The organism is Clostridium sp. BSD9I1 (assembly GCF_900185645.1).
In the GTDB taxonomy this organism is placed as follows: Bacteria; Bacillota; Clostridia; order Clostridiales; family Clostridiaceae; genus Clostridium_AK.
Genome location: NZ_FYAM01000006.1, coordinates 321610 through 333378 on the forward strand (window position 1 = coordinate 321610; position 11769 = coordinate 333378).

An 11769-nucleotide genomic window follows, 5' to 3' on the forward strand; every position below is an offset into this window, starting at 1 on the left:
ATTAGAAAAATCTTATCTTCATAAAATATATAACTAATAAATGTACTGGATAAAAAGCATAAAAGGCATATTTGTATTTTTTGAATCCTTGTTTTTCATTATAATATCTTATTATTATTAGAGAAAATAATGAAAATAATTGAATTATTCCGCCTAACTCAAAAGAAGCTCCTCCAAGTATCACTGAAATGATATAAAGTGATATTAAAGCTATATTTAAAATTGCTTGAGATTTAATGAGTTTTTTGAAATCTTGGCTATAATAATAAAATAAAAATATAGTGGCAATACCATATGCAAAATAGTCAGTATTAAGTATTGTAGCAATAATGCTTGGAAGTATTATACTTAATTGTTTACCACGTTCATTTTGTTCCTTTTCATATTTATCATAGAAATAAATTGCTATTAATCCAAGAAGTAAAGTGAAAAATATATTTAAGCTTTGAGCTTTAAGTGCAAGATTAAATGGAACTTGAGATATAAGAGCAAAAATACCAAGTCTTTTCATATACCTTATAGGGTCGCTAGTATGTTTATAGCCTAAAGCAATCATCCAAGCAAATAGAGGAAAGGCTAGTCTACCAATTATCCTTAAAAATATATATTGTGGAAATAAAGCAGCTCCTATGTGGTCTATTAGCATGCACAAGCACGCAAGCAATTTAATTTTAAAGTTTGACATAGTAATTCTCCTTGCATGATTTATAGAAACTTATAAAGTGAAAAATAGTTTATTAATTCTTAATAATTTCATAACTACTAGTTAATAATTATTATTTATAATTAATTATATAATATAACTAACAAAAATAGTTTTGTTCAGAGAACCTCCCCCTTTTAATATACACAAAGGTGCTTAAAAAAGCACCTTATTTTTTTATGAAAATAAGATGCTGTAAAGGTATCTATTTATCGTTTTTATTTTTTTTGAATAGATTTTTAATGCTAAATTTCTTAGTGCTTCTTTTGGAAAGATATCTCATTATGAGGACTATAGGAATTATAATTATAAGATATGGTATAAAAGCAATTACTCCTATAATTGAAATCTTTAGTATTTGAATTACATTGTTTATGGAATCTATAAATTTATATTTGATTTTTTCTCCTAAATCACTTCCGGAATTTCCAAGAGAAAGTACATCAACTTCCTGTAAGTTTACATCCACGGTTGAATAATCTATAAGGTTATCAAGTCTCTTTAGTGTTCCAGTAAGGTTTTCGATTTCATAGCGAACAGTTGCAAGTTCTTTTTCTATTTCAAGTACATCCTTTAAGGTTCCTGATTTTTTTAATAGTTCCAATAGTCGTTCCTCTTGAAGTTTAAGTGATTTTAATCTAGCTTCTGTATCAAAATACTGAGAGGTTACATCTTCACCGCTTATGCTGGTGGTTACAACATTTCCTATAACAGATGAGCCAGCCATAAAGGAGTTAAAGTGCTTAGTTGGAATTCTTAAGGAAAAATTAGCGTGTCGCATTTGAGAGTTGTTTATATTTTCTACTCTATTTCCAGATATAGTTGAATTTTCAATATATCCACCTAAAACCTGTACCTTTTCATTAAGAGCAGCTATAGATTTTTGAAATTCCTTTGTTTGAATATCTAAATATCCTCTTTGTATTAATTTTCTTTGAGATAACTTAGACGTATCAATATTTTCTGGAGTGGTGGCAGCTTTAGATTCCTGTTTCATTTTTGAATTCTGACCGCTGGCTATATCAGCCTTAACATTCATTCGACTATAATCCTGAGCTATTTGGTTTCCAGATCTGGATGCCTCTTTTTTTGATCCGCAGGCATTAAAGGAAAGCATGGAAAAGATTATAGTTAACAAAACTAGAAAGAAAGATATTTTCTTTTTCAACAATATTCACTCCCTATAAAATTAGTTAAGAATAGGTTTATTTACTAATGTATACGAGTAAAATAAGAATATAGTCCTTGGCATTTTTAATGCTGAATTAGAAGTATGGAATTTACATCTAGGAAGGTGTTCATTTTACTAAAATACGGGGGTGTTTAAATTTGGCCGCTTATTCAAATAGAAGACGGGACCATATTCATTTTATAAAGCAATACAATATGGAAACTGGTGAATACACTGGTACTCGTATAGTTATATTTATAAAACCTAAGTATAAATCTATACATGATATAGGTGATTTCCAAAAGCATCCTTATAAAAGTCCTAAATCTAAAAATCATAATAAATCTTTATGGAAAGTAATCCATTGTGATATAGGAGAATTAATAAAAAAGGAAATGATAAATGTCAGTGAAGATAATAAGTATATTATGAGACACGTATTATATGAAAACCCTAAAGGAAATATAAAAGAGTATATAAGGGAGTTAATAAGTGAAGAAACTTAATTAGCTATGTAAATTTATTTCACACTATTTTCACATGATTTTCCCACCACTATGATGTATATTGATTTTCAGCAAAGTAGGATAATAATCTTAAATTTAAAATATACATTTGAAAGGGATGAACAAGATAAATATGAAAAAGAAAATGGTGGGAAAAATACGATATGTTGTGCAAGCTTTTAATATTCTCCTTACAGCTATTGGTGTTTTCAGAGGATATCCCGTAGCTAAAGCACTTTTGTTAGGCGTTACTCTTATTATGGGTCCTGTCTTTTGCGGCTGGATCTGCCCTTTTGGTACATTACAAGACTTCTTTGGAATACTAGGAGATAAACTAGGAATAAAAAAACGTACAGTTTCTGAAAGTCTAAATAAAGTTTTAGTATGCTCACGATATGTGTTGTTGATCATTACTATATTTATTAGTGCTGATTTTATTTTTAACTTATTAAGTCTAGATCCTCGTAGCAACCTGTCAGTGGTTCTTACAGGAAATAGTTTGACGGTAATAGGATGGATTGTCCTTGGAATATTTCTTGGAATATCCGTGTTTTTTAAGAGACCATTTTGCAATTATCTATGTATTGAAGGTGCAAAATATGGTGTTTTTAGCGTGTTGAGGACTGTGACTATAATTAGGGATAAAAATTTATGTATTAATTGTAATAAATGCAACAAAGTATGTCCTATGAACATAAATGTATCTTCGTATGGGCAAGTAAGATCTTTGCAGTGTGTTAACTGCATGGAATGTGTTACAGAATGTCCTGTTAGTAACGCATTAACTGTAAGTATAATACCGGTTAAGGGCAAAAAGAGGAAAATGGTCCTTCCCTTAATTATTGCTAGTGCCTTGTCAGTATTTGCATTTATTGTATATAATAATATTAGTTATGACAGTTTAAACATAGGTGTATTATCTAGTAATTTAAGTGATAAATCAACGGTTATTACTGGAGAGAGTACAGTGGAATATGGGGACGCTGTTGGCATAGCTGACGGAGTTTATACAGGAACTGGGAAAGGGTTTAGGGGAGAGATGACTACCGAAGTCACTGTACAAAGTGAACAAATTACCAAGATTGAAGTTACTGAAATGGTAGATGATGCCAAATGGTTTGATAGGGCATATAGTACTGTAGCTTCTGAGATTATTTATTCCCAGACGGCAGATGTGGATTCAGTATCTGGAGCGACTTACTCTTCAATGGGAATAAAAGAAGCTGTTGCCAATGCTTTAATAAATGCAGGTGGGAAGAATGTAGAAGCTATTGTCAATGACTTGCCAGAAGGTGGCCGTTCCCGTGGTGAAAGGCCTGAAGGTGGTCGTTATCATGATAGAAGACCTGACGGAGACCAGTTTAATAGATACTAATATTATTAAGGACGTGAAGGTATGAAAAGGATTTATTTAGTGGAAGATGAAAAGTCACTGAGTCAATTGCTAAGTGCATATTTAATAGAAGCTGGTTATTCAGTAGTTGTTTTCGACAATGGTTTAAAAGCTAAATCTAGAATCAATGAGGAACCAGATCTTTGGATACTAGATATAATGCTTCCAGGTATGGACGGCTACAGTTTAATAAAGGAAATAAAAAGATCTACACCAGATGTACCCGTTATTTTTACATCTGCTAGAAATGCAGAACTTGACAGGGTAGTTGGTCTGGAAATGGGCAGTGATGATTATCTACCTAAACCTTTTTTACCGAGAGAATTAGTTATTCGCGTCAATAGAATTTTAGAACGAAAAAATTCAGCAGTTGCTGAAAATAACTGTTATATTTTGGGAACATATATCTTTGAGCCTTCAAAACGTTCAATTTCTGTAGAAGATGGAATGGTTACACTATCTAACAAAGAATACGATCTTCTTGAGTTTCTTATTAAGTATATTAATCAAGCTGTTAGTCGTAATGATATGATTGATGCAGTTTGGGGGATGGATTATTTCGGTTCAGATAGAGTGGTTGATGATACTATTCGAAGGCTGCGAAAGAAGATGCCTAAACTTTCAATTGAACCAATTTATGGATACGGATATATGTTGAAAGGAGAAGATTTATGATTACAGAAAAGAGAAAAATTCATTCTATGAATTCACGAATTTGGCGTATGGTCATAGGAATTCTTCTTCTTTTCCTCATTTCAATTACTATCATAAATTCTGTTATTCTTAAGAAATCAAAGGAAGATTTTCTTTTTAATCAATTAAAAGAAGCCGCACAAGATAAAAAGAGATTTCAAAGAAGTGATAAAGAAATCACATATATAAATCATTTTTTAATTACGAAATCCGGAGATGATTATGGTATTTTAGCAGATCCTAAGACAGCGAGTCGTTATATGGATAAGGGCAATCGAAGTCATATATTAGAAGCCATTGGTAAAAAAGTCATTGAAGAAAAGATAAACGGATCTTATAGCCTTGGTAAGATTACTTTGGGGAACCAACTGCACTATTATTATGCAGAGTACGGTGATGATTCAGAGGGTATCATGGTATTCATTGCTTCAACTGAAGTTGAGCCGTTAATATCTTTATCATTTATCATTGCTTTTATGATTACTTTAATCATAAGTTTTATAGTGACAAAAATTATATCTAATAAGATTGTAAAACCGATTTATGATTTAGAAACTTTTGCTGAGGATATTGCAAATCATAAATGGGATGTAACTCCTCCTATCTCGGACACAGCCGAAATACAAGAATTATCAGATTCCTTAGATCATATGAGAGAAGCGCTAAAAACAAGAGATGATTGGGAACGAGAGTTTCTTCAATCAAGTTCTCATAGTTTGAAAACACCTGTTATGGTGATTAAGGGGTATTCACAAGCGATGATTGATGGTCTTTTAGTAGACTCACCTGAATCTCCTGCTGAGGTTATACGAAGAGAAGCTGAGAATCTTGAACGCCGTGTCAGTCAATTGCTTAAACTTTATACATATGCTCATGCATTAGAAAATGAAGGTAAACAAGATTCTATTCGTATTGACCGACTACTCAATAGCCTTATTCGTAGATTTCAAATAATTAAACCTAATCTCCGATGGGATGTGAATATAACCCCTGTAGAGGTTGAGGGAAATTCAGAAGCTCTATTAACAGCATTTGAAAATATTATAGAAAACCAGATTCGTTATGCGAAATCTGTTATAAGTATTAGCATAAAAAAGGAGACTATGTATTCTATATCATCAATTGTCATTAAGATTGCAAACGATGGACCACATTTTAATCAAGAAGATCCTATGTGCCTTTTCCATAGATATAAAAAAGATGAATCCGGCCAGTGGGGACTGGGACTTGCAATTGTAAAGCAAATCATAGAAGCCCATAATGGCAATGTAATTGCAGATAATACTGAGGAAGGTGTGGAATTTGTAGTGACGTTACAGGAGTAACCCAGCAGTTTTAAGGAACTGCCGGGTTATTTAAATTTCAAGTTAAATCCCCTTATTTCTTATTATTTTATCGAGTAGTAAAGAACACCATCTTCTTCTTCCATAGTTACTTCTCCTAAAGCTCTAAGATGTTCTAAATGGGCATGGGCCTCTCCAGCTGCAAACCATTTCTGTGCTTTGGGAAACTCATCCCAGTTTTTACTTTTAATATCCCAGTGTAGCTGCTTTGTTACTGTTCTCACAGTAGACCTTCCAGATTTTCTTAAAGCTTCTCTTGATTCATCTAATCTTTTAGCATGATGAGCATAAAGTTCTTCAATTCGCCTGCGGTGATCGTCTACTAAAAAACGATGGGAAGAAAACAAATAATCAATATCCATATTATAAACATGATCTAAACTTTCTAAATAAGTTCCTAATATATCGCCATATTGGAAACCCCAAAATGTAATATTTGGAGTTATTTTTCCTAGTATATGATCCCCGCAAAATAGTATCTTGTGTTCTTTATCATAAAGACCTACTATCCCTGGTGTATGACCTTTTAAATCTATAATTTCAAAATTATATTCTCCAATTTGAATACATTCACCTGGAATTGCAGAAATGAAATTTATATGAGCTGTCGGTCGAAATTTAAATCCAGGATGATCTTCGATATCTAGCTTGTCTTCTTCCAATCCTTGCCAAACTCCCTGTTGAATTGTATCTTGCCACATTGAATCTGATTTTTTTACACTATTATTTAATAAATCACCATCCATCTTACTCGCATATATAGTTAAACCCATTTCTTCTAAATAAGTAGCTAACCCCGTATGATCTGAATGTAGGTGAGTCAAAAAAAGAATAGTGTTTTCTGGTTTCAAATTTAATTCTTTAAAAGTTTTCATTATATCTTCTTTTGTATCTTCGCGGTTAAAGCCCGTATCAATGATCATAGATTTTTCTTGACCTTTAATAATATAAAAATTTAAGTACTTTAAGGGATTGTTTGGTAATGGGAGTTCTTCCAAATAAATATTTTTGTATACTTCTCTCATAGATTAGATCACTCTCCTAAAATTCCATATTTTAGCAATATGATAGTATATTATTTATATAAAGTCAACTATTCCATCTACTGATAAAACAGGGAAAAAAAGGTTTAGGAATGGTTTTTCGAAGAGTTGATACAAGATGTGTATATTGTTATAATTTTCAGAATTATCTAGTTCGCATTCAGGGAGGCTCTAATTAAGATGATATACTTGCATAACTAAATAATTATTGCCCTCTTGAATCCTATAATGTATCATTATTATTGTGAATTAAATACAATACTTAAGGAGTTTGATTGGATGTCTTCATCAACAAAAAATACAAAAGTTTATGAGCAAGTAATAGATCAAATTAAAGATATGATAATAAATGGTACCCTTAAGGCTGGAGATAAATTATCTTCCGAAAGAGAGCTTGCAGAGCAACTGCAAGTGAGTAGAACATCTATTAGGGAAGCTTTAAAAGCACTTCAAATTATAGGATTAGTTCAATGTAAACAGGGTGGAGGAAATTACATCAGTGAAGACCTTGAAAATGGGTTATTTGAACCTTTATCAATAATGTTTATGCTTAAAGATAGTAATCCTGAAGAAATTATTGAGGTAAGAAGAGTTATCGAGGTACAAACTGCAGCTATAGCTGCACAAAAGATAACGGATAAAGAACTTGAGGACCTTGAAATACTTATAAAAGCCTTTAAAAATTCAAAAGATGAAAATGATAACGTACAAATTGATAAAAGGTTTCACTATGAAATAGCTAAGGCTTCAAAGAATTTTATAATAGTAAATATATTAAATGCAATATCTTCATTAATAGATTCCTTTATTAAGGATGCCAGAAAAAAGATAATAGTAGATGAAGGAAATATGGAAGTCCTTGCAGACCAACATGAGGATATTTATATAGCACTAAAAAATCATAATCCCAAAAAAGCTTCTGAGGCTATGAAAAAACATTTAGAGTTTGCCAATAAATATATTATGATGAAGTAATTTAGTTAAAATACTAATTAGTTTAAAGGAATAAACTAATTAGTATTTTTTTGTTTCTAGATATGATTATATCAATAAATATCAGATAAAACTCCATATCAAATATAACATAATATACAAAATATTGTTAATTAAATAACAATATTATAGAGTTGAGTTTAATAATGATAAAAATTTAAAATTTTTTTGTCTCAATGGAAATTATTGAAAAGGTTACAACATATAGGTTCATGAATAATTCACATTTTTCGAAATATTGTTAATTGAATAACTATACTAGGAATAATAGTAAAAAAGTGGTATGATTTAATTAATACAGATTGGTCTTACCAGTTTGCGTAACACAGAGATAAGATGAATAATTATAAGCTATTTTTATTGACTTAATACTAGTGATTTGGCAGATGTTTTCGATATAGGTATTAAACATACCTGAACATAAGACAACGCCAATTACCTTTGTGATAACGTTTTTATTGGTGGTTATTGTGTGGAAAATGTCAGTTTTAGATGCTTTTAAGTCAAGTCTTGAGTGTGTACCAAATACATTAAGGCATATAATTCTTGTTATAATGGCAACAGTATTTATCTATAATTTATCCCTACACACAAAGAGTATGGATGTAATTAAAATATGACGATTGGTATTACCAAAGATAAAAGAATATTGGTTCTTATTCTAGCTTGGGGATTCGACGGATTTCTTAAAAAATTATATGTTATGGAGGAAATTTAAATGGGGAAAATTAAAATACCATATCATAAACAAATGCTTGAAATTGAAATAGAAGATAAAAATTTACTTGGAATATTAGAGTCAAAAGCAGAAAATTATAAAACAAAAGAAACTCAAGAAGAGCTTGTCGAAATAGCTTTAGACAACCCTATAGGGAGTGAAAGATTAGAAGATTTAGTTAAAGATAAAAAGAATATGATTATTATAAGCAGTGATCATACTAGACCAGTGCCAAGCAAAGTTACAATGCCAATATTACTTAGAAGAATAAGAAAAGCAAATCCTGATATAGATATAACTATACTTATTGCCACAGGATTTCACAGAGCAACTACTCATGAAGAGCTTGTAAACAAGTTTGGAGAAGAAATAGTTAAAAATGAAAATATCATAGTTCACGATGCTTTTGATGATAGTGCTATGGTTAAGCTTGGAATTCTCCCATCAGGTGGAGAACTTATAATAAACAAGCTAGCTTGCGAAACAGAATTATTAATTGCAGAAGGATTTATAGAAGCTCACTTCTTTGCTGGCTTCTCTGGGGGAAGAAAGAGTATACTTCCAGGTATTGCATCAGCAACAACAGTTATGGCCAATCACTGCAGCGAGTTCATAGGAAGTTCTAATGCAAGAACTGGAATACTTGAAGGTAATCCTATACACAAAGATATGCTTTATGCATCTGAAAAAGCAAATCTTGCTTTTATATTAAATGTTGTTATAGATAGTGAAAAAAAAGTACTAAAAGCATTTGCAGGGCATAGGGAAAAAGCTCATGAAAAAGGCTGTGAATTTGTAACAGAACTTTCAAAGGTTGATAAAATTCCAGCAGATATAGCAATTTCAACAAATGGTGGATATCCACTTGACCAAAATATTTATCAGTCAGTTAAAGGAATGACAGCAGCAGAGGCAACTTGTAAGGAAGGCGGAGTTATCATAATGGTTTCAGCTTGCAATGATGGACATGGTGGACAATCCTTTTATGATAATTTAGCACAGGCTAAATCTCCAAGAGAACTTTTAGATAGAGTAGCAAAGGTTCCAAGAAACGAAACTGTTCCAGATCAGTGGGAATTCCAAATACTTGCTAGAATGTTAGATAAATATACAGTAATAATGGTTACTGATATGTGTGACCCAGAAATGATAAAAAGTATGCACATGCAGCATGCATTTACATTTGAAGAAGCACTTAAGAAAGCTTATGAAATTAAAGGAAGGAATGCTAAAGTAGTGGTAATTCCTGATGGAGTATCGGTTATAGTTAGATAATTATAGTTAACAGTAGACAATAATTTTTAAAAATTTATTGCATAAGAATTATTAATTTAAATAGTAATATCAAAAATTTTAATAATCAAGAATGTAAAGGAGAGGTAAAATATGAATATTCTGATATGTGTAAAGCAAGTTCCAGATGATTCTGTTGAAATCCATTTGGATAATAAGACAGAAAAACCAAATTTAAATGGAGTTAGTTTGGTAGCAAATGCATTTGATACCTATGCATTAGAGTTAGCAGTTCGTTTTATGGAAGCTCATGGAGGAAATGTTAGTGTATTAACTGTTGGAGCAGAGGATTCTCTAAATACATTAAAAAATTGTCTTTCTGTAGGAGCTAAAGAAGCATTCTTTGTAAAAGATGATTTATATAAAGACTTAGATGCCCTTGGAACAGCTGAAGTTCTAGCGGATGCTATTCATAAAATTGAAAAAGATAAAGATAAAGAGTTTGATTTAATTCTTTGTGGAAAGGAATCTACAGATGAAATTACCGGTCAGGTAGGGCCAATGCTTGCTGAGAAATTGGGAACAGGCTTTGTCAGCAGTGCAATTGAAGTTAATTTAAAAGATAATGGCGTGGAAGTTCATCAAGAAACTGATGAAGGATATAATGTAGTTTCTATACAATCTCCTGCTGTAGTAACAGTAAGTAAACCAGATTATGATCCGCGTTATCCTACTATTAAAACTAAGATGGCAAGCCGTAAGGCAGTAATTCCAACTTATTCAGCATCAGAAATTGGAGAGGTAAAACAAGGAAAAGTACGCTTAATTGAATATGCTGCACCTCCTAAAAAAGAGGCTGGTATCAAGATTCAAGAGAAAGATGTTACTTTGGCAGTAAGTGCTGCTATGGAGCAAATGAAAAAAGATAAGGCAATTTAAGCAGAGAGCCTAAATCTTCGATTTGGTGCGAATCGCTTACTCCTCTGATAAGAGGAAGAGGAGTTTCATTATTAAAGGAGGGAAACGAAATTATGAAAACGTTATTGTATATTGAAACAGATGGAGAAAAAGTATTAGGCGGAAGTCTTGAATTGATTAGTGCAGTACAAGCATTAGATTCAGAAGGAGTAGCTCTTGTAGTAGGTAATAGAACTGCAGCAGATACAGTAGCTGATTTAGGGATTCCAGTTATTTTTGCAGATAATGCTACAGACTATGATAGTTTAACAGAAGTATTATCACAAGTTGTTAAGGAAGAAAATCCAAATATTGTTTTACTTGCAAATACAGCACTATCTAAAGATATTGCACCACGTATTGCAGGACGTATGTCCTTAGGATGTGTAAGTGACGTAATAGGAATGAATAAAACTGATGATAAGGTTATATATACTAGACCAGCTTATGGTGGTACAGTTTTAGAACATATTGAAGTAGAAGGTACAGCTGTAGTGACAGTTAGAAATGGAAGCTTTTCAAAGCCAGAAGCTAGTTCAAATGCAGGTGTTACAGAGAAAAAAATAGAAATTCCAGAGAGTAGCATTAAGGCGAAAATTATAGACACAGTAAAAGAAATTTCTGAATCTGTTAATTTAGAGGAAGCACAAGTTATTGTTTCTGGTGGACGTGGAATGGGAAATACAGAAAATTTCAAACTTGTTAAAGAATTAGCATCTATACTTGATGGTGTAGTAGGTGCAACAAGACCAGTAATTGAAGAAGGATGGGTTTCTCGTGCACACCAAGTTGGACAATCAGGAAAGATTGTAGCACCAAAACTTTATATTGCATGTGGTATTTCTGGAGCAACACAACATACATCTGGAATGACAGGCTCTAATTATATTATAGCAATTAATAAAGATGAAGAGGCTCCAATTTTTGAAATAGCTGATGTAGCTATTGTTGGAAATGTAAATGAAGTTCTTCCGGTTATGATTGAAGAAATGAAGAAAGTAAAAGAAAAATAAATC

12 protein-coding genes are annotated in these 11769 nt (G+C 31.7%); 9 read left to right on the top strand and 3 right to left on the bottom strand.

What is annotated here, in order from left to right:
- Window position 1 precedes the first annotated feature (1 nt).
- Window positions 2-685, bottom strand: coding sequence for a TraX family protein (locus tag BSD9I1_RS04395; RefSeq protein ID WP_186429298.1), 684 nt, complete (start codon window positions 683-685; stop codon window positions 2-4).
- Between the two features lie 223 nt (window positions 686-908).
- Window positions 909-1871, bottom strand: coding sequence for a DUF4349 domain-containing protein (locus tag BSD9I1_RS04400; RefSeq protein ID WP_186429299.1), 963 nt, complete (start codon window positions 1869-1871; stop codon window positions 909-911).
- A 161-nt stretch (window positions 1872-2032) separates the two neighbouring features.
- On the opposite strand from BSD9I1_RS04400, the gene BSD9I1_RS04405 reads away from it, so the two are divergent.
- The 4 genes from BSD9I1_RS04405 to BSD9I1_RS04420 all read left to right on the top strand — a co-directional run bounded on the left by BSD9I1_RS04405 (window position 2033) and on the right by BSD9I1_RS04420 (window position 5791).
- Window positions 2033-2380, top strand: a complete 348-nt coding sequence (locus BSD9I1_RS04405) for a hypothetical protein (protein ID WP_186429300.1) — start codon at window positions 2033-2035, stop codon at window positions 2378-2380.
- A gap of 133 nt (window positions 2381-2513) precedes the next feature.
- Complete coding sequence (locus BSD9I1_RS04410) at window positions 2514-3755, top strand: FMN-binding protein (protein WP_186429301.1); 1242 nt, start codon at window positions 2514-2516, stop codon at window positions 3753-3755.
- A 21-nt stretch (window positions 3756-3776) separates the two neighbouring features.
- Entirely contained in the window at window positions 3777-4448 is a 672-nt protein-coding gene (locus BSD9I1_RS04415; RefSeq protein ID WP_186429302.1) for a response regulator transcription factor, read from the top strand.
- Window positions 4445-5791: a HAMP domain-containing sensor histidine kinase gene (locus BSD9I1_RS04420; RefSeq protein ID WP_186429303.1), complete on the top strand. Its 1347-nt coding sequence runs from the start codon at window positions 4445-4447 to the stop codon at window positions 5789-5791. The genes BSD9I1_RS04415 and BSD9I1_RS04420 overlap by 4 nt, the downstream gene beginning before the upstream one ends.
- A gap of 62 nt (window positions 5792-5853) precedes the next feature.
- Here BSD9I1_RS04420 and BSD9I1_RS04425 read toward each other — a convergent pair whose 3' ends face one another.
- A complete protein-coding gene (locus BSD9I1_RS04425) occupies window positions 5854-6834 on the bottom strand; it encodes an MBL fold metallo-hydrolase (protein ID WP_186429304.1) in 981 nt (326 codons plus the stop codon).
- 297 nt (window positions 6835-7131) lie between these two features.
- Here BSD9I1_RS04425 and BSD9I1_RS04430 point away from each other — a divergent pair, with 297 nt between their 5' ends.
- The 5 genes from BSD9I1_RS04430 to BSD9I1_RS04450 all read left to right on the top strand — a co-directional run bounded on the left by BSD9I1_RS04430 (window position 7132) and on the right by BSD9I1_RS04450 (window position 11766).
- Window positions 7132-7827, top strand: coding sequence for a FadR/GntR family transcriptional regulator (locus tag BSD9I1_RS04430; protein ID WP_186429305.1), 696 nt, complete (start codon window positions 7132-7134; stop codon window positions 7825-7827).
- A 428-nt stretch (window positions 7828-8255) separates the two neighbouring features.
- Window positions 8256-8465: an L-lactate permease gene (locus BSD9I1_RS19085; RefSeq protein WP_373419340.1), complete on the top strand. Its 210-nt coding sequence runs from the start codon at window positions 8256-8258 to the stop codon at window positions 8463-8465.
- A gap of 98 nt (window positions 8466-8563) precedes the next feature.
- Window positions 8564-9838: a nickel-dependent lactate racemase gene (gene larA, locus BSD9I1_RS04440; protein ID WP_186429307.1), complete on the top strand. Its 1275-nt coding sequence runs from the start codon at window positions 8564-8566 to the stop codon at window positions 9836-9838.
- 111 nt (window positions 9839-9949) lie between these two features.
- Window positions 9950-10735, top strand: coding sequence for an electron transfer flavoprotein subunit beta/FixA family protein (locus BSD9I1_RS04445; protein WP_186429308.1), 786 nt, complete (start codon window positions 9950-9952; stop codon window positions 10733-10735).
- Between the two features lie 92 nt (window positions 10736-10827).
- Window positions 10828-11766, top strand: coding sequence for an electron transfer flavoprotein subunit alpha/FixB family protein (locus BSD9I1_RS04450; RefSeq protein WP_186429309.1), 939 nt, complete (start codon window positions 10828-10830; stop codon window positions 11764-11766).
- Window positions 11767-11769 lie beyond the last annotated feature (3 nt).

Bases quoted from the DNA above. Each gene is read 5' to 3' on its own strand.
- BSD9I1_RS04395 (WP_186429298.1), bottom strand. From the start codon at position 685: ATGTCAAACTTTAAAATTAAATTGCTTGCGTGCTTGTGCATGCTAATA.
- BSD9I1_RS04410 (WP_186429301.1), top strand. From the start codon at position 2,514: ATGAAAAAGAAAATGGTGGGAAAAATACGATATGTTGTGCAAGCTTTT.
- BSD9I1_RS04415 (WP_186429302.1), top strand. From the start codon at position 3,777: ATGAAAAGGATTTATTTAGTGGAAGATGAAAAGTCACTGAGTCAATTG.
- BSD9I1_RS04420 (WP_186429303.1), top strand. From the start codon at position 4,445: ATGATTACAGAAAAGAGAAAAATTCATTCTATGAATTCACGAATTTGG.
- BSD9I1_RS04425 (WP_186429304.1), bottom strand. From the start codon at position 6,834: ATGAGAGAAGTATACAAAAATATTTATTTGGAAGAACTCCCATTACCA.
- BSD9I1_RS04430 (WP_186429305.1), top strand. From the start codon at position 7,132: ATGTCTTCATCAACAAAAAATACAAAAGTTTATGAGCAAGTAATAGAT.
- larA (WP_186429307.1), top strand. From the start codon at position 8,564: ATGGGGAAAATTAAAATACCATATCATAAACAAATGCTTGAAATTGAA.
- BSD9I1_RS04445 (WP_186429308.1), top strand. From the start codon at position 9,950: ATGAATATTCTGATATGTGTAAAGCAAGTTCCAGATGATTCTGTTGAA.
- BSD9I1_RS04450 (WP_186429309.1), top strand. From the start codon at position 10,828: ATGAAAACGTTATTGTATATTGAAACAGATGGAGAAAAAGTATTAGGC.